At 52.9% G+C, this 22,242-nt stretch carries 21 protein-coding genes and 1 tRNA gene; 16 read left to right on the top strand and 6 right to left on the bottom strand.

The genetic code is table 11. The annotated features are described in order from the left end of the window. The 14 genes from NTZ04_00945 to NTZ04_00880 all read left to right on the top strand — a co-directional run. Nucleotides 1–202 (top strand): hypothetical protein (locus NTZ04_00945; GenBank protein MCX5990890.1); only part of this gene is annotated, 202 nt, incomplete at its 5' end. Nucleotides 203–218: 16 nt separating this feature from the next. Further along, nucleotides 219–1,154: a glycyl-radical enzyme activating protein gene (locus NTZ04_00940; GenBank protein ID MCX5990889.1), complete on the top strand. Its 936-nt coding sequence runs from the start codon at nt 219–221 to the stop codon at nt 1,152–1,154. 29 nt (nt 1,155–1,183) lie between these two features. Then, entirely contained in the window at nt 1,184–2,119 is a 936-nt protein-coding gene (locus NTZ04_00935) for an alcohol dehydrogenase catalytic domain-containing protein (GenBank protein ID MCX5990888.1), read from the top strand. 118 nt (nt 2,120–2,237) lie between these two features. Then, a complete protein-coding gene (locus tag NTZ04_00930; GenBank protein ID MCX5990887.1) occupies nt 2,238–2,408 on the top strand; it encodes a hypothetical protein in 171 nt (56 codons plus the stop codon). A gap of 120 nt (nt 2,409–2,528) precedes the next feature. Beyond that, on the top strand, nt 2,529–3,854 hold the full coding sequence (locus NTZ04_00925; protein ID MCX5990886.1) for a replication-associated recombination protein A: 1,326 nt from the start codon (nt 2,529–2,531) through the stop codon (nt 3,852–3,854). Continuing rightward, nucleotides 3,833–4,492, top strand: a complete 660-nt coding sequence (locus NTZ04_00920; protein MCX5990885.1) for an alpha/beta fold hydrolase — start codon at nt 3,833–3,835, stop codon at nt 4,490–4,492. Before NTZ04_00925 ends, NTZ04_00920 begins: the two co-directional genes overlap by 22 nt. A gap of 53 nt (nt 4,493–4,545) precedes the next feature. After that, nucleotides 4,546–6,507: an FAD-dependent oxidoreductase gene (locus tag NTZ04_00915; protein ID MCX5990884.1), complete on the top strand. Its 1,962-nt coding sequence runs from the start codon at nt 4,546–4,548 to the stop codon at nt 6,505–6,507. A gap of 62 nt (nt 6,508–6,569) precedes the next feature. Continuing rightward, nucleotides 6,570–8,489, top strand: coding sequence for a DNA topoisomerase (ATP-hydrolyzing) subunit B (gene gyrB / locus NTZ04_00910; GenBank protein ID MCX5990883.1), 1,920 nt, complete (start codon nt 6,570–6,572; stop codon nt 8,487–8,489). 240 nt (nt 8,490–8,729) lie between these two features. Then, on the top strand, nt 8,730–9,557 hold the full coding sequence (gene larE, locus NTZ04_00905) for an ATP-dependent sacrificial sulfur transferase LarE (GenBank protein ID MCX5990882.1): 828 nt from the start codon (nt 8,730–8,732) through the stop codon (nt 9,555–9,557). Further along, on the top strand, nt 9,554–10,315 hold the full coding sequence (gene larB / locus NTZ04_00900; protein ID MCX5990881.1) for a nickel pincer cofactor biosynthesis protein LarB: 762 nt from the start codon (nt 9,554–9,556) through the stop codon (nt 10,313–10,315). The genes larE and larB overlap by 4 nt, the downstream gene beginning before the upstream one ends. Continuing rightward, nucleotides 10,312–11,499 carry a nickel pincer cofactor biosynthesis protein LarC gene (gene larC, locus NTZ04_00895; GenBank protein ID MCX5990880.1) on the top strand — a complete coding sequence of 396 codons (1,188 nt, stop codon included), beginning with the start codon at nt 10,312–10,314 and terminating at the stop codon, nt 11,497–11,499. The genes larB and larC overlap by 4 nt, the downstream gene beginning before the upstream one ends. Before the next feature lie 3 nt (nt 11,500–11,502). Next, a complete protein-coding gene (locus NTZ04_00890) occupies nt 11,503–12,597 on the top strand; it encodes a DUF362 domain-containing protein (protein ID MCX5990879.1) in 1,095 nt (364 codons plus the stop codon). Nucleotides 12,598–12,858: 261 nt separating this feature from the next. Continuing rightward, nucleotides 12,859–13,926, top strand: a complete 1,068-nt coding sequence (locus tag NTZ04_00885; protein ID MCX5990878.1) for an IS630 family transposase — start codon at nt 12,859–12,861, stop codon at nt 13,924–13,926. Between the two features lie 46 nt (nt 13,927–13,972). Beyond that, nucleotides 13,973–14,062: transfer RNA gene (locus NTZ04_00880), tRNA-Ser, on the top strand. Between the two features lie 61 nt (nt 14,063–14,123). Here NTZ04_00880 and NTZ04_00875 read toward each other — a convergent pair. The 6 genes from NTZ04_00875 to NTZ04_00850 are packed head-to-tail and all read right to left on the bottom strand — an operon-like array spanning nt 14,124 to nt 20,954. Then, a complete protein-coding gene (locus tag NTZ04_00875; GenBank protein MCX5990877.1) occupies nt 14,124–15,728 on the bottom strand; it encodes a peptide ABC transporter substrate-binding protein in 1,605 nt (534 codons plus the stop codon). 11 nt (nt 15,729–15,739) lie between these two features. Next, entirely contained in the window at nt 15,740–16,873 is a 1,134-nt protein-coding gene (locus tag NTZ04_00870) for a peptidase MA family metallohydrolase (protein MCX5990876.1), read from the bottom strand. Beyond that, nucleotides 16,870–17,790, bottom strand: a complete 921-nt coding sequence (gene miaA, locus NTZ04_00865; GenBank protein MCX5990875.1) for a tRNA (adenosine(37)-N6)-dimethylallyltransferase MiaA — start codon at nt 17,788–17,790, stop codon at nt 16,870–16,872. Before miaA ends, NTZ04_00870 begins: the two co-directional genes overlap by 4 nt. Beyond that, on the bottom strand, nt 17,787–18,548 hold the full coding sequence (tpiA, locus tag NTZ04_00860; GenBank protein ID MCX5990874.1) for a triose-phosphate isomerase: 762 nt from the start codon (nt 18,546–18,548) through the stop codon (nt 17,787–17,789). The genes miaA and tpiA overlap by 4 nt, the downstream gene beginning before the upstream one ends. Nucleotides 18,549–18,561: 13 nt before the next feature. Beyond that, on the bottom strand, nt 18,562–19,767 hold the full coding sequence (locus NTZ04_00855; GenBank protein MCX5990873.1) for a 2,3-bisphosphoglycerate-independent phosphoglycerate mutase: 1,206 nt from the start codon (nt 19,765–19,767) through the stop codon (nt 18,562–18,564). Beyond that, nucleotides 19,764–20,954 (bottom strand): phosphoglycerate kinase, encoded by a 1,191-nt coding sequence (locus NTZ04_00850; GenBank protein ID MCX5990872.1) that lies wholly within the window; start codon nt 20,952–20,954, stop codon nt 19,764–19,766. The genes NTZ04_00855 and NTZ04_00850 overlap by 4 nt, the downstream gene beginning before the upstream one ends. Before the next feature lie 220 nt (nt 20,955–21,174). Between NTZ04_00850 and NTZ04_00845 the strand changes: the two genes are divergently transcribed. Both NTZ04_00845 and NTZ04_00840 read left to right on the top strand, forming a co-directional pair. Beyond that, nucleotides 21,175–21,462: a site-specific integrase gene (locus NTZ04_00845; protein MCX5990871.1), complete on the top strand. Its 288-nt coding sequence runs from the start codon at nt 21,175–21,177 to the stop codon at nt 21,460–21,462. 53 nt (nt 21,463–21,515) lie between these two features. Further along, entirely contained in the window at nt 21,516–22,175 is a 660-nt protein-coding gene (locus NTZ04_00840; protein MCX5990870.1) for a site-specific integrase, read from the top strand. The last annotated feature ends 67 nt before the right edge of the window (nt 22,176–22,242 follow it).

Raw genomic sequence — 22,242 nt, 5'->3', positions numbered from 1 at the left:
TCTGATCCGGACCTATTTCGATCTGGGCGGATGGGAGATCCAGTTCAACGTGGTGAGTGCGGAGACCCTGAGGGAAGCACAGAAACACCCGGAAAACTACAAGGACCTGGTGGTGCGGGTGGTGGGATACAGTGCCTTCTTCGTGGAGCTGGAGAAGGCGGTCCAGGACGATATCATCAAGAGAACGGAACACGGGGTGTGATACCGCGAAGAGAGTCATGACGGGCAGCACAACCGGACAGGTTTTCAACATTCAGAGGTATTCCATACACGACGGTGCTGGCATCAGGACGCTGGTGTTTCTGAAGGGTTGTCCGCTGCGCTGCCTCTGGTGCTGCAACCCGGAATCACAGAAAGGCCTGCCTGAGCTGGGCTTCATCGAATCCCGATGCGTGGGGGACAGCGCGTGCGGAGCGCCATGCCTGTGCGCCTGCCCTGTCAAATCGATTCGCCTGAACGGGTACGGCAAACCTGCGATTGACAGGACGACGTGCGATGCATGCGGCAAGTGCGCTGCGGCGTGCGGCAAAGATGCCCTGAAGGTTGTCGGCCGGGAGATGACGGTTGATGAAGTGATGGCAGAGGTGGAAAAGGACCGGGCCTTCTACCGTAGGTCGGGCGGCGGCGTGACGGTTGGGGGTGGCGAACCGCTGGCCCAATACAGATTCGCGGCAGATCTGCTCGAAGCAGCCCAGGAAGCCTATCTGCACACCGCCTTGGAGACCTGCGGACACGCACCGTGGAGCCATCTTGAGGCTGTCCTCAAGCACGTGGATTTGCTGCAGTTTGACGTGAAGCACATGGATCCGGCCAGGCACGGAGATCTGACGGGGCGGTCAAATGAACTGATTCTCGGCAATCTCAAGAGAGTGCTCTCCGTGAAAGCCTCCCAGGATGTCATCATAAGAATCCCGGTTATTCCAGGCTGCAACGATTCCGTGGAGGACATCGGTGAAACAGCCAGGTTTGTGTCCGAACTGGGTTTCAGTCAAGCTGAGCTAATCCCGTACCACAGGCTGGGGGTTTCGAAGTACGCTCAGTACGGCATGGTCTACTCATTGCCGGGTTGTGAGCCCTCACCTCCAAACCATTCGGATGAGCTCAGGAAGATTGTGAGGGAGTTCGGGTTGACGGAGATGGCCGGGAGTATTTGACCCCTCTGTATTGCTGAAGGAGCGAGAGAATGCGCGCTGTCTATTTCAAAGATGGAGAAATCGAACTGCGGGAGGTCCCGGCGGCTTCTGATCAAGGGGTCAGGGTCCGTGTGCGTTCGATCGGCATCTGCGGCTCTGACCTGCACATGCTGGAAATGAAATCGCCCCTGCAATTCATTGTGGGGCATGAGGTGGCGGGGTTGCTTGACGATGGGAGTCCCGTCGCAGTGGAGCCAGCGATGCCCTGCAACGAATGTGCCAGTTGCCGGGCCGGTGACTACAACCTGTGCCCGGTGGGGGCAGGGAAGTCGGTGGGTGTTGGTCGAAATGGGGGCATGGCTGATGAACTCCGTGTTCCGGAGAGCTGTCTCGTCTATCTGCCGTCGAATGTTGATGCGAGAGATGCCTGCCTGGTTGAGCCCTTGGCCGTGGCGGTGCACGGAATGCGCCAGGCTGGACTGGACGCTGGCCAGCGGGTGGCGGTAGTGGGGGGAGGCACCATAGGCCTTTGTTGTGCGGCAGTAGCCAAAGCTGGTAACGCAACGGTGGGGCTGTCCGCACGCTACGAACATCAGGAGGCTGCCGGCAAATCCCTTGGAGCGGGAGAGATTGAAGGACAATACGATCTCGTTGTCGAGTGTGCTGGAACAGAAAAAGCGGTGAACAGGGCCATCAAGCTGTGCCGGCCGAAGGGCAAGATCCTGATGCTCGGGACGCATTGGAACGGGCTTACTCTGCAACAGATACCGGCCATGATGAAGGAGATAACGGCTATCTCCTCCTTCATGTACGCCATGAACGGCCCTGTGCGGGATTTCGACGTTGCCGCGATGCTGCTGGCCAGGCATCCGGAAATTGCCAAGGCGTTAATCACGCACCGCTACCCGCTGGCAGAAGTCAAGCAGGCCTTTGTGGTGGCGCGTGACCGGAAAGCGGGCGCTATCAAGGTGGTGTTGGAGCCCTAGCTGATATTGGCCTTGCGGTGTTGGCGGCATCTGGTCCTGTGATGCGGTGGCAGAGCATCCTCTTCCGTTCCTGGCCTAACGCGGTCCGGCTGTCCGAGACCGAAGGTCAGTTCGAAGGTTGGACTTCTGTCTATCGTCCAGTATAGCCCAGTTTACAGTCTTGGCCTCCGTTGATGACTGGGCCAAGAAACGGCAAGAGAACCACAGGTTTCGAAAAGAGCGTGAGGCTCTCTTCGCCATAGTGAATGAGGAGATAGACAAGATCAGGCAAATGGGCAGGCAGTCGTAAGCGGGAGATATTGGAATGACAGAGCCAGACGTATGATGATAAGATGCAGGAGAACAGACTACAGGGTTCCTTTGAAGCACTCTTGACATAAAGTATAAATGATTAGCTTTTTCGACTAATATGGATCTGTTTGATTCTGAGCGTGAGCGTCAAATGAATCAAGAGGCACCATTGGCAGCGAGGATGCGTCCCAGGAGTTTTGCTGAGTTTGTGGGCCAGGAGCATCTGGTGGGGGAAGGGCGGGTGGTGAGAAAGAGCATCGAGGCTGACCAACTCTCTTCTATGATTCTGTGGGGGCCACCGGGAAGCGGCAAGACTACGCTGGCTTACATAGTTGCCAGTATTACCAAATCGCATTTCAGTCCGGTATCAGCCGTGAGCTCTGGAGTGGCCGATCTGCGCCGCGTTGTTGCGGAAGCTAAGGAAAGGCGCGGTTTGTACCAGCAGCGGACGATTTTGTTTATCGATGAGATCCACCGCTTCAACAAAGCTCAGCAGGATGCCATTCTGCCTTATGTGGAGGATGGCACCATAACTCTTATTGGGGCAACTACAGAGAATCCCTCTTTTGAGGTCATCTCTCCGTTGCTTTCCCGATGCAGGGTATTTACCCTCAATATGCTGACCGATGAGCAGGTGGGTATTATCGTCAAATGGGCGCTGGAAGACGAAGAGAGGGGACTGGGGAAGCTCAAGGTTGAAGTGGATGCTGATGCTATGGAGCATTTGATTGCTATGTCGAATGGGGATGGGCGAATAGCTCTGAACGCACTGGAACTGGCAACGCTGGCCACCCAGCCTGATACGGAGGGCAAGAGGAAGATTTCCCTAGCTACTGTCGAGGATGCCCTTCAGCATCGCGCGCTACTCTATGATAGAGCCGGGGAAGAACACTACAACCTGATCTCTGCTTTACATAAGTCCCTGAGGGGCTCAGATCCGGATGCTGCTTTATACTGGCTTGGCCGGATGCTGGAGGCAGGAGAGGACCCCTTATACGTTGTCCGACGACTTGTGCGTTTTGCCTCCGAAGATGTGGGTATGGCCGATCCTCAAGCCCTGGCAGTAGCTGTAGCTGCTCAACAGGCAGTCCATTTTGTGGGCATGCCAGAAGGCAATCTGGCTCTGGCTGAGGCGGTGGTATATCTGGCTACTGCCCCAAAGAGTAACTCTCTATATCGAGCTTACTCCGAAGTGCAAAAGGATATAAGGCAGACCGGCAATCAGCCTGTGCCCATGCATTTGCGGAATCCGGTAACTCCTCTGATGCGAGAGTCGGGGTATGGTAAAGACTACAAGTACGCTCATGATTACGAGGGGCACTTTGTGGAGCAACAGAACCTGCCTGATAGCCTCCGGGATAGACGTTACTATAGCCCTGGTGACCAGGGCTACGAAAAAGAGATTAAGGCCAGGATCAAGGAATGGTGGAAAGGAAAAAAGTAACTCAGGACTGTGTAAGGTTCTCTGGAGTTGGTCTGGAGTTCGAAGGGATTCTGCACTTGCCGAAGGGAGACGCACCGCTTCCTGCAGTAGTCGTATGCCATCCGCACCCGCTTTATGGTGGGGACATGTATAACAATGTAGTTTTGGCGATAAGTGATGCTCTTGCCGAAGCCTCAACTGCTGCCTTGCGTTTCAACTTCCGGGGTGTTGGCAGGAGTGAAGGTGAATATGGTGAGGGTAATGGTGAGCAGGAGGATGTAGTTGCCGCTCTTGCTTTCCTGGAATCTTTGAACAAGGTTGATCAAAGCAGGATAGGTTTAGCAGGCTATTCCTTCGGGGCCAAGGTAGCGCTCCCGGTAGCGTTGCGACAGCAGAGAGTGCGAGCCTTAGCACTGGTGTCCCCCTTCTTAATGGACGCAGAGTGGGAACAGTTGAAGAGTTATGCAGTTCCTAAACTCTTTCTCTGTGGCAGCGAGGATGGTTTTATTTCATCTCACAAGGTAGAGCGTTTGACTGCAGGATTACCTGGACTGAGCCAGTGTGAGGTCATTGCTGGAGCCGATCATTTCTGGGGGGGATATGAAGCGGAGGTTGGCCGGAAGGTGACAGCTTTTTTTGAAGTAGCTTTGCAGGTTTGAAAGTGCATCATAAGAACGGTTCATTGAGTTAAGCAAGACACGGTAGGAGCTGAATGGCAGGAAAGATTGACAAGACAGATTCCCTTGCAAGGTCCTCTGATAGAGTATTGCAGAAACTGTTTACGCCTATCAAGGTTGGAAGACTCAGACTGAAGAACAGGATAATCATGCCACCTATGATCGATCGATTGGCGGTGGATGGCAGGGTTAGTGATAGGGTGAAGGATTTCTATGCTGCTCGTGCCAGGGGAGGCGTTGCCCTCATAGTCTTGACGCCGGGAATTGTTGACATAAGCATGGCGTCACCTATCCAGCTAGGGATATATGATGATCAGGTTATCCCTCGGCTGAAGGAATTAACCGACTTGGTGCATTCTAACGGTGCTCTGATGGGTATCCAACTGATGCATCTTGGCAGACAGGGTGGAGAAATCAAGGGCTACAAACCAGTGGCTCCTTCACCAATTCCGTTGTCACCGTATGATGAGGTACCCAAAGAGTTGACCACGAGTGAGGTTGAGGATCTGGTAGAAAAATTTGCCGGGGCAGCCCGGCGGGCCAGGGATGCCGGTTTTGATCTGGTGGAGCTTCATGGCTGCCATGGTTATTTGTTAAGCAGCTTTCTTTCTCCCCACACTAATAAGCGGAGCGACAAGTATGGTGGCAGTGTGGAGGGAAGGGCCCGATTTGTGGTTGATATCGTAAGGCTTATCAAGGAAAGGTTGGGCAGGGGCTTCCCCGTCAGTTGCAGGATAAATGGCTCTGACTATATACCTGGTGGGGTGACACTGGACATGGCACAGCGCACTGCTTGCTTACTGGAGGTGGCGGGTGCTGATCTTATAGGTGTTTCAGGGGGGGCATACGGCTCGTATCCTGTTATCGTGCCTCCCTATGATCAACCGCGCGGCTGCAATGCCAACCTGTCGAAAGGGGTCAAGGATGTGGTTAGGATTCCGGTGGCAGTTGCCGGTCGGCTTGACGACCCCTGGGTGGCGGACGAAGTGCTGGTGTCAGGGAAAGCTGATTTGATAGCTGTAGCCAGGGGTCTTCTGGCTGACCCTGATCTGCCAAACAAGGCTTTGAGAGGAGAGTTCAGGGAAATCAGGAGATGCATTGCCTGCAATGTCTGCATAGATGATGGTAATGCCATAAAACCGATAACTTGTACGGTTAATCCCGAAGCAGGCAGAGAAAGAGAGATGGGAATTGTGCCTGCTTCTCGCTCCAAGAAGGTGTTGGTGATAGGTGGTGGTCTGGCAGGTTTGGAGGCAGCCAGAGTTGCTGCTCTGAGGGGGCATGAGGTCAGTTTGTATGAAGAGGACGAAGAGACTGGCGGGCAGTGGATACTGGCAAGCAAACCTCCGCATAAACAGGATCATATAAAGCTTTTGGATTATCTGTCTTGGCAGCTTGAAAAACTGGGGGTAGAGCGGAATGTGGGCAAGAAGGTTTCTTTGGAAATGGTGGGAAGGTTAAAGCCTGACGTAGTGGTTGTGGCCACTGGGGCGATGCCTCTTGTGCCTGCCATAACCGGGGTTGATTGTGAAGAAGTAACTACCGCCTGGGATATTCTGCGAGGCCAAGAAGCTGGTCGCCGGGTGTTGGTGATTGGAGGAGGTATGACTGGGATAGAGACGGCTGAATTTTTGGCACAAAAGGGGAAAGAGGTCGTAGTGGTAGAGCAACTGAAACGTGTTGGGGCTGACATGGGGGCAACGGTTCGGTGGCATCTTATGAACAGAATAAGAACACAGAGCATCCAGATGCTCACATCTACAAAGGTCAAGGGGATCCAGCCTAAGGGCAGGGTGGTTGTATCACGGAATGGCAGTGAGGAGACATTGGAAGCCTTTGATACAATAGTTTTGGCTTGTGGCGTTAAGCCTGGGGATATGCTTTCGGCGGAGATTCGAGGAACAGTGGGAGAAGTATATGTGATTGGCGATGCCTTCAAGCCCCGAAGAGGCGTGGAGGCAATACGCGATGGGAGTGAGATTGGGCGGAAAATCTAGAAAAATCGTGTCTTTTTACCCCTAGCTAATAGATGAAGAGACATGATATAATATAGGCACGGATGCAAGAATCCCGTCCTCTTAATGGCGACAACAACTACACCGCTGAGGACATTCAAGTCCTGAAGGGGTTGGAGGCGGTTCGCCGTCGCCCCGGGATGTACATTGGAAGCACAGATCAGCGGGGGCTTCATCATCTGGTTTTTGAGATCGTCTACAACAGCATTGATGAGGCAATAGCGGGCTACTGTAACCGGGTGGAGGTCACGCTCTGTGAGGGCGGGCAGGTCAGGGTGGAGGATAACGGGCGGGGCATCCCGGTGGAAATTCACCCCGACACTGGCACCTCTGCACTGGAGACCGTCATGACCATACTCCACGCCGGAGCAAAATTCGGTGGAAAAACCTACAGGGTCTCCAGCGGGCTGCACGGGGTAGGGGCATCGGTGGTGAATGCACTTTCCTCTTGGATGAAGGTTGAAAGCAAGCGCGGTGGTGTGCGCTATTGCCAGGAATATCTTTGTGGAATTCCCCAGGGTAAAGTGAGGCCTGATGGCGAGGCAGATGGCAGTGGATGCACTGTTACCTTTATCCCTGACAAACAGATCTTTAGCAGCCTGGATTATGATTTTGACTTCCTCGCCCAGCGTATGCGCGAGCTGGCCTACCTGCAGCCCGACGTGGAGATAGGTCTCCGGGATGAAGTGACAGGTCAGGAGGCGGCGTTCTTCTTTGAGGGTGGTATTGCCAGCCTTGTTCGTTATCTGAATAGGAACAGAGTAGTGGTTCACCCTGGTGTTATTGATATACGCAAGGAAATCGAAGGTACTTCGGTGGAAGTAGCCATGCAATACAACGATGGCTATAACGAGTTGATACTCTCCTTTGCCAATTGCGCCAATACTATTGATGGAGGTAGCCATCTCACCGGTTTTCGCTCAGCTTTGACTCGCGTGCTCAATGACTACCTGCACAAAATAAAGTCTGACAAGAATAACGAGTTCAGCCTGCAGGGTGAAGATGTCAGGGGTGGGTTGACGGCTGTTATTAGCGTAAGACTCAACGAGCCTCAGTTTGAGGGGCAGACCAAGGGTAAGCTGGGCAATCCTGAAACAAGAAGCCAGGTGGAATCGGTAGTTGCTGAACAGTTATCCTTCTTTCTTGAACAGCATCCCAATGAAGCAAAGGCCATCATCGAGAAATGCTTTACTGCGGCAAAAGCCAGAGAAGCTGCCCGTCGCGCAAAGGATCTGGTTCTCCGCAAAGGACTATTTGATGGTTTTACCCTCCCCGGGAAGCTGGCTGAGTGTTCCGAGAGGGATGCATCTCAGTGTGAGCTCTTCCTGGTGGAAGGGGATTCTGCCGGTGGCTCAGCAAAACAGGGGAGGGACCGCCGCTTTCAGGCAATACTGCCGCTCAAGGGCAAGATACTGAATGTAGAGAAGGCCTCCTTTGACAAGATGTTGGCACATGAAGAGATACGTGCCTTGATCACCAGCCTGGGCACCGGGATAGCTGACCAACTTGATCTATCGAAGCTGAGGTACCACCGGATAATCATCATGACTGATGCTGATGTAGACGGTTCACATATACGCACCCTCTTGCTTACCTTCTTCTTCCGAAACATGGGGGATATGATTGGCAGGGGACATTTGTTCATTGCACAGCCGCCACTATATCGGCTTCAGGCTGGGAAGGAACAATTCTGGCTCTATTCGGATAAGGAAAAGGATGATCTGCTTCAGAAGCTGAAGAACAAGAAGACGGATATACAGCGCTACAAGGGGTTAGGAGAGATGAGCCCGGAGCAGCTGTGGCAGACTACCATGAATCCCAGCACCAGGACAATGCTCCAGGTCAAGGTAGAGGATGCTGCTAAGGCAGACGAGGTCTTCCATATGCTGATGGGAGAAGAAGTGCCTCCCCGCAAAGCCTTTATCCAAGCTCATGCCAAGAATGTAAGGAATCTGGATATTTAGACACCTTCTATTCAAGGCTGTTGTTGTAAGCGAGCTTATCTCACCACCGATTTGAATCTGATATTTCCTGTCCTATGTCTGTGACATAGAATCATCTCCTGACCCGGTCTGATTCGTCTATTATTGTGGGTACGGTGCCCGCGAAGCCGCTTTTTGTGTACCCCTCTGCTTTGACTTATAATCTCGGAGAGAGTCGATCCCCTGTACACATATCCGAGATAATCCTGCAAAGCAATGAGAATGGAACTCGCCACTATGATTTCCACTGAAGAAAAGTTATGTCACTTGAAGGAGATGTTGTCGCAGTTAGAAAGCGTTGTGGTGGCATATTCAGGTGGGGTGGATAGCACCCTTCTCCTCAAGTTGTGTCAGGATGTCCTGGGAGAGAAAGTGCTGGCTGTGACAGCGAGTTCCCCGATCCATCCTTCGCAGGAACTGGTCAAGGCGATGGAGATAGCTGAATCTCTTTCAGTGAAGCACCTTGTTATTGAAACCAAAGAGCTGGAGAGCCCTGTCTTTGTGACCAATACCCCTGACCGGTGCTACTATTGCAAGCTGGAGCTTTTTGGTGAGCTTAAGAAGTTGGCCACAGCGCAGGGGATGAAGAATGTAGTTGACGGTTCAAACTATGATGACCTGAGTGACCATCGTCCTGGTGCACGCGCTGCTGCCGGGTTAGGGGTCCGGCATCCGCTTCAGGAAGCCCAGATCACCAAGGAGGAGATAAGATTCCTGTCAAGGGAGATAGGGTTGCCTAATTGGAGTAAGCCATCCCTTGCCTGTCTGGCCTCGCGGTTTCCCTACGGCACTTCTATTACTAAGGAAGGTTTGGCGATGATAGATGAGGCAGAGACCTTCCTTCATAGTCTGGGTATCGGCCAGGTACGTGTTCGCCATTATGGCAAAACTGCGAGGATCGAGGTGGAACCTCAGGATATGGGCGTCTTGCTTAATGAACTCAACCGGCAGCGCATTCTGAACCGTTTCTGTGAGTTGGGTTATGTTTATATTACCCTTGACCTGGCTGGATACCATAGCGGCAGTATGAATGAAGGATTATCTCTATGAATGCTGAGCAGGTACGACGGTTACTGAAAAAGGTGAAGTCTGGCAGCTTGGGCGTAGAAGAGGCGCTGGATCAACTCAGGTTCTTGCCCTACGAGGATATCGGTTTTGCCAAACTTGATCACCATCGTTCCCTCAGAAAAGGCTTTCCGGAGGTAGTCCTCTGCCTGGGGAAGACTGTGGAACAGGTGGCAGGGATTATAGAACACCTCTTGCCGGTGACAGGTACTATTCTGGCAACCAAGGCTGACCCTGAGATATTTGCGGCGGTTCGAAAATTGGCGCCTGAAGCCTGCTATTACCAGTTGGCGAATTTGATTGTAATAGGAGGGCAAGTTGCCACTTCAAGGGGGGAGTTTATTTTAGTAGTCACTGCGGGCACAGCAGATATACCGGTGGCGGAGGAGGCAGCTTTCACTGCTGAGGCTATGGGCAATCGCGTTGAGCGGCTCTATGATGTGGGGGTGGCAGGCTTGCATCGTCTACTGGATCACAAGAGGGAGCTTCTTAAGGCCAATGTGATTATTGCTGTAGCAGGCATGGAAGGGGCACTGGCCAGTATTGTTTCAGGTATGGTGGATAAGCCAGTCATTGCTGTCCCTACCAGTGTTGGGTATGGAGCAAGCTTCCAGGGCCTGGCTGCGCTTCTGGGTATGCTAAATACCTGTGCTCCCGGGGTGGCTGTGGTCAATATTGACAACGGGTTTGGGGCAGGATATATGGCCAGTATTATCAATTGGCGGAGGAAGAAAGGGCGATGAAAGCAGCCTACTTTGACTGTTTTTCGGGTATCAGCGGGAATATGATCCTGGGCGCATTAATAGACCTGGGGCTGGATATCGAGGAGTTGAGAGCGAGGCTGAGCTGCTTACCTCTGGGGGGATACCATATAGATGCTGCAAGGGTGAATAAACGAGGAATCACGGCTACGTATGTGGATGTAGTTACTCAGGGTGATGACCAGCCAAGGACACTTGATGATCTCTTTAATATCATTGAGCGGAGTTCCATAGATGAAGAGGTTAAGAAAGCAGGCAAGCAGGTCTTTGCCAGATTGGCGGCAGCAGAGGCTAAGGTACATGGCCGTGATGTGGATACGGGCCACCTGTATGAAGTAGGTGCAACTGATACCATCATCGATGTTATTGGCAGTCTGGTAGGGATGAAGATCATGGATATCGGGGGGGTGAGCTGCTCACCGTTGAATTTGGGCAGGGGAATGGTGCAATGTAGTCACGGATGGCTGCCTGTCCCAGCACCTGTCACTGCTGAGTTGGTGAAGGGAGTTCGAGTATATGCCGGTGATGTGGAGGCCGAACTGACTACACCCACCGGGGCGGCGATAATCACTGGCATAGCCACCGATTTTGGTGCTATGCCTGCCCTGAGAGTAGAAGGGGTGGGCTACGGGGCTGGCAAAATGGATTTGGATGTGCCTAATGTTCTGCGCATCTTTGTTGGACAGACTACAGAGCAAGTTGAGGATTACATGGTTGAGCTGGTTACGGTGCTGGAGACGAATATCGATGATATGAATCCGCAGTTCTATGATCACATTATGGAGAGGCTTATGCAGACTGGGGCTCTGGACGTGTTCCTCACTCCAGTGCAGATGAAAAAGAACCGCCCGGGAACAATGCTCTCGGTGGTGGCTGCTGGCGGGGGTGTTGAGAAGCAGCTCGAAGTTATCTTCGCAGAGAGCACTACTTTAGGAGTGAGGGTGAGCGAAACGCGGCGTCTATCTTTGCCCCGTTACTCCAGACTTATCAAGACCAGGTATGGCGAGATTCGGGTGAAGGTGGCTCATAGAGGTGACGCTGCAATCAGCATGGTTCCGGAGTATGAGGACTGCATGAAGGCAGCGAAAATGCACAACGTGCCTATCAGCCAGGTCTATGCTGAAGTTCAGGAGGCCTGGAAAGGGCTGAGTACTTCTGAGGAGTGAGGAATGTCAGAGGTATTCTTTTTTGATTATGCCAGGGGGAAGAGCATTCTATCGGGAATGAAAGACCTCTGCAGGGAATCAGGGGTTATTGAACATATTCCAGGAGGTAGCTCGGTAGCCATAAAGCTGCACATGGGAGAGCTGGGGAATGTAAGCTACATCAGGCCGATCTTCGTGCGGAAGGTGGTGGACCTGGTGAAGAAGAAAGGCGGAAAGCCATTTGTGACCGATACTGTAGCTCTTTACCCCGGAGGGAGAGATAACAAAAGGAAATACCTGTCAACGGCAGCGTCTAACGGCTACGTTGAGGAAAGCGTTGGGGCACCCATAGTCATAGCCGATAGCGATGGGTACGATGGTATTCCTGCTTCAGTGGGTGATGCTATTGAAGGCTGTGAATTAAGAGAAGTTAAGATAGCGGCTAAGATTTATGATGCTGATTTCCTGCTGGTCTTGTCTCATGCGAAAGGTCATATGATCACTGGCTTTGGTGCAGCAGTGAAGAATCTTGGCATGGGCTGTGTTACTAAGGAGGCGAAGAAAGATCAGCACAGGGTAAATCCTGTCTTGTTTGACGAGTCCAAGTGTGGTGGATGTGAGGCTTGCATCGCCGTGTGTCCATCGGAAGCCTTGAACATGCATGAAGGTAAGCCAAGGCGAGACCCTGGGAAGTGCATCTACTGTAGCACCTGCCTTTTTGGATGCGATTCGGGCGCTTTCTTCTGGGAGCGGACTAACAAGGAGAGGTTCCAGGTATATCTGGCCCATGCTGCTTCGGCTGTAATGCGCAGATTCAGGGGTAGAATAGGCTTTCTGAACTTTATCCAGGATGTCACCCCATGCTGTGATTGTGCTGTACCTGCAGGTAAAGCACTGATTTCAGATATAGGTATACTCGCCTCCTTAGACCCAATAAGTATAGACAAGGCCTCCCTGGACCTGATAGATGAGGTCCCTCTGTCCCATACTCTTATGTCTCTGAGACCACCCGATAAGATGGGCAGGCTGCATAACGTAGATAGTCTGGTGCAACTGAGAGTGGCCGAGAGACTGGGATTAGGGAGTATGGGCTATCGTTTGATTGACACTGCTAAGTAATCACGGTGCTCAGTTATCCCTACCAGACTATGGCAGACAGTTCCCCAGAATCCTCGCTTCGTTCAGGATTGCAAGAAGCGTTACCAGTCAAACTCCAATCGACAATGAAGACCGTGTCAACTCATTTAACAAGGTGCCTGAACGATGGCCCGTTGAATCATGAAAGATATCACCGTACGGGGCGCGGTGTGTCTATGCAGACTAGTGTTCTGACAGGCGATTGCCTTGCCATAAGGCCGTGAGTCTGCTATGCTGTGTGGCATGAGCAAACGAGCTGTTGCCATTCTGTTGACTGCCCGGGAGCGTAACTTGCTTGAGCGTAGACTGAAGGCTCGCACAGCCACCCAGCGTGAGGTGATGAGGGCACGGGTCGTGCTCCTGGCGTCCGCAGGGAAGGAGAACAAGGCAATTGCCGAGGAGGTTGGCCTATCATCCCACAGTGTGGCGTTATGGCGTAATCGCTTCGCGCTGGAGCGCATGGCGGGGCTCAGGAACCGTGCCAAGAAGCGGACGCCTATCAAATACACAGCGGAAGACCGGCGCAGGGTAGTGGAGATAGCGTGCACGGGGGTTCCGGAAGGCGAGACGCATTGGAGTATTCGCACCCTGGCCAAAGCCACAGGTGTGGGCCGTGAGACTGTGAGGGCGATATTGCGGGAGGCGTACCTGCGCCCCCACCGGTTGGGTACCTTCACCCGCTCCAACGACCCGGAGTTTCGAGTGAAGCTGATGGATGTGATTGGGCTTTATGCCGCTCCCCCAGAGAATGCGGTGGTCCTGTGCGTGGACGAGAAGACACAGGTTCAGGCCTTGGACCGAACACAGCCTGCCTTGCTCAGGCGCCCAGACCAGATAGCGCGGCGCACCCATCCTTCCTCAGGGAAGGACAAGCGCAACGGCACCACTCAACTATTTGCCGCCCTGGAGGTGGCTGCTGCCCAGGTGCAGGCCAGATGCCAGGACCGACATCGCTCGGAAGACTTCCTGCGGTTCTTGAATGGGGTGGTCAAGCACTATCGACAGGAGACCATCCACGTGGTGCTGCACAACGTGAGCAGCCACAAATCCAAGAAGGTCCAGCTATGGATGGAGTCCCATCATCAGGTCTTCTTCCATTTCGTGCCCACTTATTCTTCGTGGCTCAACCTGGTGGAGCTTTTCTTCAGCCTGGTGCAAACCAAAGTGGTGGCCCGCGGCATCTTTCCCTCTAAGTCAGACCTGGTGGCCAGGCTTCTGGCTTTTGTCGAGAAGTTCAATCGGGAAGGCAAGCGGTTTCAATGGACCAAATCCCCAGATGAGATGTTATTGTCACTTGAACGCCTGTCATGACACTAGATACATAGGAGATGGTTATGCTATCATACATAACCGAAGGGGAGGGGTGTCCGAGCGGTTTATGGAGACGGTCTTGAAAACCGTTCTCGCCTTATGGTGAGCGTGGGTTCGAATCCCACCCCCTCCGCCAGCAGCAAAGTTCCTCTGCAGGTGCAGCCCCCAATCTCTATGGCGCGCTCCGGCAGGCTGCCCTATTTGTCAACTGACACATTGACGAGCAGGGGAATACCGAGCGGGCTGAGACTGTAGCCTGTTACATACGGTTTGACCAGTACGTAGTTTTTGCCGAACCAGAGGGGCAGGCAGGCAGCATCGCTGACCATCTTCTCTTCGGCCTGTTTGTATAGATCAAGGCGCTTGTTGCTGTCCTGCTCTATCGCTGCCTGTTCCAGCAGGCTGTCAACCCCGGGGTTACTGTATTGGCCCATGTTGTTGGCAGTCCCGGTACGGAAGAGTATCTCTAAAAAGTTCTGGGGGTCGGCGTAGTCGGCCACCCAGCCGAAGAAAAAGGCTTCATCCTTCTCCTCATCGAGGCGGTAGTAGTAGGCGTTGGATTCCAGCTGTCTGATCTGTATTTCTACGCCCAGGTTCTGCTCCCACTCGTACAAGATAGCGGTGAGTGAGGTTGAGACATAGCCGCCCTCACCGGGAACATTAAAGATGATTACAGGCAGGTCAGTGCCATTACCGTACCCTGCCTCTACCAGCAGGCTTTTTGCCTTTTCCAAATCGTAGCTCAGCCCCTCAAAATGCTCATCATAACCAGGCATGCCAGGGGGCAAAATCCCGTATGCCGGGCTTACCGAGTCCTTGAGCACCTGGCTTACTACTCTTGCCTTGTCCACAGCGGAGCAGAAGGCTTGGCGTACCTTTGGATTATCGAAGGGGGGCTTCGTCGTATCGAACCCGATGTAGGTCAGGCTCAGTTCCGGAAACACCGTCAGTTCTTCATGCAAGGTATTGGCCTCATCCATAACACGTTCCAGGTCCGACAGGTAGACCCCAGTCACGTCGATTTCGCCATTCTCATACATCTGCATAGATGATCCCGAGAGCAGGAAGGCAACATGACCTACCCTGGCTTTGTCCCGATAGTAGAGATCATTACGCTCCAGGAGCAGGAGTTCGCCTTGTGTCCAGCCTTCAAGTTTGAAAGGCCCTGTGCCGTTGGGTTTGCGCCACCACTCCTGGCCTGATTCTACATTAGCCTTGTCTACTACAAAGGCCACAGGGTAGGTCAATTTAGCCAGGAAATAGGCCTTGGGCTGGTCAATGGTGACTCGAAGAGTGTAGTCGTCAACAACCTGAACGCCCTCAATTTTGTCTGCGGTGCCGGCCAGCATCTCTTTTACACCGACGATGTCATTGAGGTAGGTAATGGCAGTGGGAGACCCGGTCCCGGGGCGGCAGGCCCTCTCCCAGGAATACTTGAAGTCTGCAGCGGTGACCTCCCGGCCGTCGTGAAACTTCACATCTTGACGGAGGTAGAAGGTGTAGGTGGTGCCATTGGCGGTGGTCTCTGTCTCCCACCTTTCGGCTATGTCCGGCACTACCTTCATATCCTGGTCGAGGGATACCAGCCCGCTGAAGATCTGCATGATGTAGGTGTGCGAACCTGTGTCCTGTGAGATTGCCGGGTCGAGTGTCAGAGGACTGGCGTCATAAAGGGTTAGAGTATCGGTCTGAGGGATGGAGACAGGCTGAGACTGAATCTGTGTCAGCGAAACACAGCCGCTACTGAGACAGAGGAAAGCAATCAGTATCAGCAGGATTGACCGCCGAGTAGACTTATGCATTCGCTATTTCCTCAAGTGACGACAGGGTGCAGTCTGATATACGTGCTCCACAGGTCATTCAGTTTGTCAATATCAAGGCCATATACGCGATCCAGGGATTCGTTATAACCACTACCTTGCTTGAAGGCGTTCAGCAGTTCCAGCATTTTGGCTTGGCCGCCGTGTTGTTCAAGGAGATATTTGACCAGGCTGTAGCTTTCGGCATAAGCCAGGATAGCTGCATCGGCCTCGGCAGGGAAAGGACTGCAGAGACTCCTGGCTGAGATGAGCTTGTTTTGAGTGATGGCACTCTTCAATACGCTTGCCATATCAGAGACTAGACTACCTTCGGCATACATAGCGAGCCCTTCGTCGAGCCAGGTGGGCAGTTCAATACCGTAGCCACTGAAGGTAACCTGATGGACTACGAGGTGAGCCAGTTCATGAGCCATGGCCCCTTTCCCCCAGTCCAGGTTGTCCGGAGAGATGCCGATGGCTATAGTGTGGTATTCGCTATAAGCGACCCCCCCCGTCCATTCGTTGGGATAAAGCATAGCATCCTGCAGATCCTGGGTGCTGGCATAGATATATATGCTGACCTTGTCTTCTGGCCGAGCGCCGGTATCTTCAGCCAGTCTATCCAGCGCTCCTTTAGCTGCAGTCATCAGTTGTTGCACAAAGGAATCGTTACCTTGATACCAGAGCAGGGTTATCCCGTTCTCGGATGAGCTTTGCCACGAGTGGCGCTGGTCATCGAAGCTGAGGGTGCTTACAGGGGTTTGAGCAGTGTTTCCCTCGGCATCTTCGATTGCCCACCAGTAGGTCAGGTCGGTGCCGGGAGGCAATCCACCGGTTTGAGTCATATCCCATTTCCAGCTCGTTTTCACTCTGGACGTTGATGTAAATGGTGGAAAGGCAACGCTGGTAACCGGGAACACGCTCAATTTTTGTACCTGATACTGAAAGGTTATCCTGGAAATATCTGCTTTAGCTGCTACATCGATGTCAAAGGTGATAGAGTCGGGGAATTCGACATTGGGTTTGCTGAGGATGACGTTGAACCCATTGAGGTTGATAGCCTCTGGAGAGGCCTGGCGGCAAGCTGTCAGGACAAGGGAGGCTAGAACAAGGAGGATGACGATTGTTGTGATGGCTCTCTTGTTCATGGCATTGTCACTTTTTCCCTGATGAAGTGGAGGACGTTCCTCTCAAGGTCATCCTGTATGTCGAACCAGTGAATTCGGGGATCGGGCAGACGGAACCAGGCGTACTGGTGACGGGCAAAACGATGAGTTTGAAACTTTATCTTCTGGATGGCGGTGAGCATATCCAATTCCCCCCGGAGGACCTGGCCAATTTCCTTGTAACCTACACTGGACATAGCCGATAAGTCAAATCCGTAACCCCTCTTCAACAGACCTTTCACTTCTTCCACCAGCCCTTGCTTTATCATATCATCCACCCGGCGGTCAATCATCTTGTACAGCGTCTCTCTTTGGGTGGTTAGCCCGATGATAAGTATATCAAACGGCGGTGGTCTTTTGCCTTGAAGTTCCGAAGGGGATTTACGGGTTGTTTCGTAGACCTCGAGAGCCCTGATCACCCGGCGCAGGTTGCGGGGATCTGTCTTCATGGCGGTGACAGGATCGATGCTTTGAAGCTGGCGGTAGAGCGCCTCGATGCCTTCTACGGATGCTCTTTCCTCCATCTGACGCCTGAAGTTGGGGTTGGGAGGGGCTTTGGGGATATCCCAGCCTTCAAGAACTGACCATATGTAAAGACCGCTGCCCCCAACCATTAGTGGCAGCCTGTCATGCTGCACGATGTCTTTGATGCTGCTGTAAGCCAACGATTGGTACAGGGCGAGACTGAAGTTGTCGTCGGGGTTGATTATATCAATGAGATGGTGTGGTACAGTACGTTGTTCCTCAGGACTCGGCTTGGCAGTGCCGATGTCCATATAGCGATAGACCTGACGGCTGTCAGCATTGACAATGTCAGCATTGAAGGTCCGGGCCAGAAGAAGGCCCAGTTTGCTCTTGCCTATGCCGGTGGGACCAACGATGGCAATGACAGGCTTCATCCTCGCTTGGCTGCAGCACTTTGTTCTACAATGCTGATGAATTCCGCGGCTTTCAGGCTGGCTCCTCCTACCAGAGCCCCATCGATCTCTGACTGTGAGATAAACTCGGCGATGTTAGCGCCGGTGACGCTGCCGCCATATTGAATGCGTATAGACTGAGCCACCGGATCACCATATAGCCGGGAAAGAACATGGCGGATAAGGCCGATGGTCAGGTTAGCTTGTTTGCCTGTAGCTGCCTTGCCCGTGCCAATAGCCCAGATCGGTTCGTAAGCCATGACAAGGTGATGCGGGGAATCAATCTCAGCCAGAGCCCCTTTAACCTGTCTGGTTACTACCTCCTCCGTTTTGCCTGCCTCATTTTGCGCTAAGGTTTCGCCAACGCAGAGAATAGGCCTGAGTCCGGCCTTGATGGCTGCTTTGACCTTCCGGTTGACTGTCTCATCGGTCTCCGCGAAATATTGGCGCCTCTCTGAGTGACCCAGGATGACGTAGTCGCACAGACCAGCCAGCATCAGGGGGGAAATCTCGCCGGTGTAGGCTCCTTTCTCCTCAAAATACAGGTTCTGCGCTCCCAGTTTGACAGAGGAGCCAGCTAAAAGCTTCTTGACGGTGGTAAGCGAGACAAAGGGAGGGCAGATGACCTTCTCTACTCCATCTATCTTATCTAATTTGCTGAGCATATCTTGAACAAGTGAAACAGCCTGGTCGACGGTGGTATTCATTTTCCAGTTGCCAGCGATTATTGGTAGACGCATATATCTTCGCTCCTCAGGCACCGAATTTGTTTAATCTCCGTGCGTTAGCTAAGGCCAGGGGCATTACCTGCAAAGCAGGAAATCTACCCAGTGAACCCCTGGAGCAAGCTCGTTCGGAGAATTCAGTTACTTCATCTGGTCTACAGAACTGCGAATAAAGAAGGAAGGGTACAGGATGCCAGCTATGAGCCTTCAGTACTGCGGGGGTGGAGTGGTCGCCGGTGACGATGATTACTTCGGGTTGGAGTTTGATCAGGCGAGGCAGGGCTGCATCGACCTCTTCTATAACGCGGACCTTCCTCATGAAGTCACCGTCTTCACCGGCGCTGTCGGTCTGTTTGATGTGAAGAAAAACAAAGTCGTATTGGGCATAGTGACTGGCGAGGGCAATGAACTCGTCTTCTATGGAATGGCCACTGTCTACTACCTTCATCCCAACCAGCTTAGCCAGCCCTCGATACATTGGATAAGTGGCAATAGCTAAGGGTTTCAGCTTGTAGAGTTCACCCATAGAAGGGAAGTGAGGCAACTTTGAAAAGCCGCGCAGCAAGACCATGTTGGCCGGATGGGAACCTGCCAGGATGGCTTTTGCTTTGGTGATCCACCCGTTAGCCAGGGTGGCAGTTTGAGTAGCCTCAGGGTTAAGGGGAAGGATTTGCTTTGGAGCCAGACCAAGCTGCTGTGGGTCAGAGTCACTGAGCTCAGGATGGAGGTTTTCGCCTCGCAAAACCAGCAGGAAACGATGTTCTTCCGCCGGCGCAACCAATGGTTGTATTCCAGGCATCTTGATCCCGCTTAATTGTTGACATAATCTACTGCATTCTTCGGTCGAGATGCGGCCAGCGCGGCGGTCCACAATGAGACCCTTATCATCAATGGTGCAGAAATTTCCTCTTGCTGCTATGTCGCCTGGCTGGAGGGGGAAATCTATCCCCAGCGCTTCCAGCATGCCCCTTCCGATGGTGAATATGAAGGGATCGTATCCAAAGAGAGCAAGGTGTCCCGGTCCGCTGCCGGGGGTCAGGCCGGGGCTGACGGGCTCAGTGAGGCCGCAGATGCCTTCTTTTGCCAGTCGGTCGAGGTTTGGTGTTTGAGCAGTCTCCAATTCGGTTTTGTGAGTCTCGGGATGAGGAAGTCCCCCCAGACCATCCATGATCACGAGGACTATCTTGGCAGTAGACGTAATGGAAAGCTGGCTGAGCTGTGATAAGATGGTCATTCTTGCTTATCCAGCAGAGCAGCTATCGCTGGCAAGGGCTTCCCTTCAAGAAACGTGAGGGAAGCGCCTCCACCAGTGGAAACGTGGGTCATTTTATGAACCAAGCCCAGTTCCTGGACTGCTTCGGCAGTGGAGCCGCCACCTATAATTGTGGTCGCATTGAGACTGGCAAGAACTGTGGCAACGGCCTGGGTACCCTTTCTGAATTGAGGGAATTCAAACACGCCGACGGGGCCATTCCAGATGATCGTTTTACACTTGCGCAGTTTGGCTTCGAAAAGCTCGATTGTCCGCGGGCCGATATCCATGACGTACCAGCCGGCAGGCACGTTACTTATGGGGACTACCTTGGAGTTGGCCTGGGCGTCGAACTTATTGGCCACAATTACATCCGAGGGGAGAAGCAGGTGGACTCCTTTTGCTGCAGCTTTGTCCATCAATTGTCGGGCAATTCCGATCTTCTCATTTTCTACCAGGGATTGCCCCATGTCGTATTTCAAGGACTTCAGGAAAGTAGAGCCCATACCGCCGGCAATGAACAGGGAATCGACCTTATCGAGTATATTCTCCAGTACGCCTATCTTGTCGCTTATCTTCGCGCCGCCGATAATAGCCGCAAAGGGGCGCTCTGGGTTGTTCAAGGCTTTACCCATAATTTCAAGCTCTCTTTCAACAAGGAAGCCGGCTACTGAAGGAAGATATTGGGTTACTCCCACGGTGGAAGCATGAGCCCGATGGGCAGTACCGAAGGCATCGTTAACAAATACTTCTGCCAGTCGAGACAGGGATTTGGCGAAGGCGGGGTCGTTTTTCTCCTCTTCAGGATGGAACCGAAGGTTTTCCAGCATAAGAAGCTCACCCTGCTTCATATCAGTGACGAGCTGTTCAACCTCCGGCCCGACGCAGTCGGAGGCCATTTTCACCTCTTGCCCGAGCATTTGAGAGAGGCGTTGTGCTATCGGGGCCAGGCTCGACTCTTTCTCGGGGCCCCTGGGGCGTCCCAAATGGGAACAGAGGATGACCTTAGCTTTGTTATCAAGGAGGTATTTTATGGTAGGTATTGACTCACGGATACGGGTGTCGTCAGCAATGGCTCCGCTCTGAGGATCCAGAGGTACATTGAAATCCACTCTGACTAATATCTTCTTGCCACGCACATCAATGTCTCTTATTGTCTTCTTGCTCAATATTCGCCCTCCTCCATTTTTCTAACGATAGATGTCTCCAACTCGTATTGAGCCTCCGCATTGAGGCATCTTGACCGTCATTATAAGTTATTATACTACGCTTTGCGATGTGGCATCCCGAACGGCCAGGGGAGCGAAAGTTGTCCAATTATCAACGGAAAAAGGGCACCGAAATGACTACAAATAACGACAGATTAGCGCCGCCGATAGGAGGGGAGACATGGAAACTGCTTTGATGGTAGTCGCCGAACCAAGAGAGACAAGGCTGATTGCGGACCTGGCTCTGGATTCAATGGTGGTGCTGGACTCACTGGATAGTCCTGCCAGCAGGATCGCGTATAGACGAGCTCTGCATGACTTCGTTCTATGGTATCGCAACACCGGCCAGATGGTGCTGCATAAGGCCGTGGTGCAGAGATATGTCGCCGAACTAAGGGACCAGGGGAAGTCAGCGCAGAACATCAACCAGAGACTATCTGCCATTCGGAAGCTGGTAAATGAAGAGTAGACCTTGGGCATATCCCTCTGGAGGTTGCCAACGGTATCAAAAACATTAAGGGTATGCGTTCCGAAGGCATCAGGACCGGCAACTGGCTGACCAAGCAGCAAGCGCAGGAATTGCTGGACTCACCGAACTGCAGCACCTTGAAGAGTACCCGGGACAGATCAATCTTGTCTGTTCTCATAGGGTGTGGACTCCGACGCAGCGAGGCGGCAAATCTTACCTTTGAGCACGTCCAGATGCGTGAATCCCGATGGGTGATCGTGGACATGGTAGGGAAGCGGAACAGGAAGCGCACCATACCCATGCCGGCCTGGACCAAGAATGCCGTTGATCTATGGGCGTCAATGGCTCAGATAGATAATGGCCGCATCTTCAGGCCAGTGAACAAGGGGGGCAGGGTGACCGGGGATAGCCTCACCGATCAGGCAATAGCAGATGTGGTCACTGCCTATGCTCCAGGGGGGATAGCAGCGCACGACCTACGGAGAACCTTCGCCAAACTAGCACACAAAGGGAATGCCGTACTTGACCAGATTCAGATGAGTCTCGGGCATTCTAGGATCCAGACCACAGAGAGGTATCTAGGAGTATCCCAGACCCTCACAGACGCTCCATGGGACCATCTGGGGCTGAAGGGGGAGGTGAGACCAGCCTGGAGTCCTAGACACAATCGCCACTTCCCACTGCGGTTTGAGGTAGCACTCGCCAGACGTTAATCTAACCGCAAGAACTGATCGCAGTTCAGTCATGCGACAGGAAGGGTGGGCGGCGATGCCCACCCTG

The sequence above is a fragment of the Chloroflexota bacterium genome (assembly GCA_026389585.1).
GTDB lineage: Bacteria > Chloroflexota > Dehalococcoidia > UBA2247 > RBG-13-53-26 > JAPLHP01.
Note: the sequence above shows the minus strand (reverse complement) of the source record. Positions and strands in the feature narration are given on the sequence as shown.

Coding starts and splice junctions, on each gene's coding strand:
- NTZ04_00940 (MCX5990889.1), top strand. CDS start 219: ATGACGGGCAGCACAACCGGACAGGTTTTCAACATTCAGAGGTATTCC.
- NTZ04_00935 (MCX5990888.1), top strand. CDS start 1,184: ATGCGCGCTGTCTATTTCAAAGATGGAGAAATCGAACTGCGGGAGGTC.
- NTZ04_00925 (MCX5990886.1), top strand. CDS start 2,529: ATGGATCTGTTTGATTCTGAGCGTGAGCGTCAAATGAATCAAGAGGCA.
- NTZ04_00920 (MCX5990885.1), top strand. CDS start 3,833: ATGGTGGAAAGGAAAAAAGTAACTCAGGACTGTGTAAGGTTCTCTGGA.
- NTZ04_00915 (MCX5990884.1), top strand. CDS start 4,546: ATGGCAGGAAAGATTGACAAGACAGATTCCCTTGCAAGGTCCTCTGAT.
- gyrB (MCX5990883.1), top strand. CDS start 6,570: ATGCAAGAATCCCGTCCTCTTAATGGCGACAACAACTACACCGCTGAG.
- larE (MCX5990882.1), top strand. CDS start 8,730: ATGGAACTCGCCACTATGATTTCCACTGAAGAAAAGTTATGTCACTTG.
- larB (MCX5990881.1), top strand. CDS start 9,554: ATGAATGCTGAGCAGGTACGACGGTTACTGAAAAAGGTGAAGTCTGGC.
- larC (MCX5990880.1), top strand. CDS start 10,312: ATGAAAGCAGCCTACTTTGACTGTTTTTCGGGTATCAGCGGGAATATG.
- NTZ04_00890 (MCX5990879.1), top strand. CDS start 11,503: ATGTCAGAGGTATTCTTTTTTGATTATGCCAGGGGGAAGAGCATTCTA.
- NTZ04_00885 (MCX5990878.1), top strand. CDS start 12,859: ATGAGCAAACGAGCTGTTGCCATTCTGTTGACTGCCCGGGAGCGTAAC.
- NTZ04_00875 (MCX5990877.1), bottom strand. CDS start 15,728: ATGCATAAGTCTACTCGGCGGTCAATCCTGCTGATACTGATTGCTTTC.
- NTZ04_00870 (MCX5990876.1), bottom strand. CDS start 16,873: ATGAACAAGAGAGCCATCACAACAATCGTCATCCTCCTTGTTCTAGCC.
- miaA (MCX5990875.1), bottom strand. CDS start 17,790: ATGAAGCCTGTCATTGCCATCGTTGGTCCCACCGGCATAGGCAAGAGC.
- tpiA (MCX5990874.1), bottom strand. CDS start 18,548: ATGCGTCTACCAATAATCGCTGGCAACTGGAAAATGAATACCACCGTC.
- NTZ04_00855 (MCX5990873.1), bottom strand. CDS start 19,767: ATGACCATCTTATCACAGCTCAGCCAGCTTTCCATTACGTCTACTGCC.
- NTZ04_00845 (MCX5990871.1), top strand. CDS start 21,175: ATGGAAACTGCTTTGATGGTAGTCGCCGAACCAAGAGAGACAAGGCTG.
- NTZ04_00840 (MCX5990870.1), top strand. CDS start 21,516: ATGCGTTCCGAAGGCATCAGGACCGGCAACTGGCTGACCAAGCAGCAA.